This is a genomic window from Streptomyces daqingensis, from assembly GCF_014645895.1.
Classification (GTDB): Bacteria; Actinomycetota; Actinomycetes; order Streptomycetales; family Streptomycetaceae; genus Streptomyces; species Streptomyces daqingensis.
In genome coordinates, this window is record NZ_BMMP01000042.1 from 1 (window position 1) to 949 (window position 949).

Below are 949 nucleotides of genomic sequence, written 5' to 3' on the forward strand. Positions count from 1 at the left end.
ATGCCGCACCGTAACGCACCCCTGACCGAGACCGGACGTGTGCGGCTGGCCCGCTGTGTGGTCGAGGACGGCTGGCCTTTGCGCCGGGCGGCCGAACGGTTCAACGTCTCGGTCACCACCGCCCAGCGGTGGGCGACCCGCTACCGGGCCGGCGGCGAGGCCGCCATGGTTGACCGCTCCTGCCGTCCCGGCCGCTGCCCGCGCCGGACTCCGACGCGCATCGAGCGGCGCATCATCAAGGTCCGCGTCCTGCGCCGCTGGGGCCCAGCACGCATCGCGGGTCTGCTGCACCTGGCGCCCTCCACCGTCCACCGCGTCCTGACCCGCTACGGCGTCAGCCGCCTGGATCACTGCGACCGGGCCACCGGCCGGGTCATACGCCGCTACGAACGCGACCGCCCCGGCGAGCTGGTGCACGTCGACATCAAGAAGCTCGGCAACATCCCCGACGGAGGCGGCCACAAGGTGCTCGGCCGGACGGCCGGCCGGAAGAACCGCTCTGCCGTCGGCTACAGCTACATCCACACCGCCGTCGACGACCACTCCCGCCTTGCCTACAGCGAAATACTCACTGACGAGCGCAAGGAGACCGCAACGGGCTTCTGGACCCGGGCGCAAACATTCTTCACCGTCTGCGGGATCACCGTCGAACGCGTGCTCACCGATAACGGCGCCTGCTACAAGTCCCGTCTGTGGCGCGACACGCTGGCCGCGGCCGGGATCACGCACAAGCGCACTCGCGCCTACCGGCCCCAGACGAACGGCAAGGTCGAACGTCTCAACCGCACCCTGCTGGAGGAGTGGGCCTACGCCCGGCCTTACCGCTCCGAGACCCAACGACGCGACGCCTTCCCCAACTGGCTGCACACCTACAATCACCACCGCGCACACACCGCGCTCGGCGGCCAACCACCCGCCAGCCGCGTCCCCAACCTCACGGGGCAATACA

The 949-nt window shown here is 70.1% G+C and carries 1 protein-coding gene; it reads left to right on the forward strand.

Annotated features, from left to right (window positions below; all coding sequences use genetic code 11):
• Positions 1-949, forward strand: a 949-nt coding sequence (locus IEY56_RS28130; RefSeq protein ID WP_189040116.1) for an IS481 family transposase, incomplete at both ends; no start/stop codon positions are given.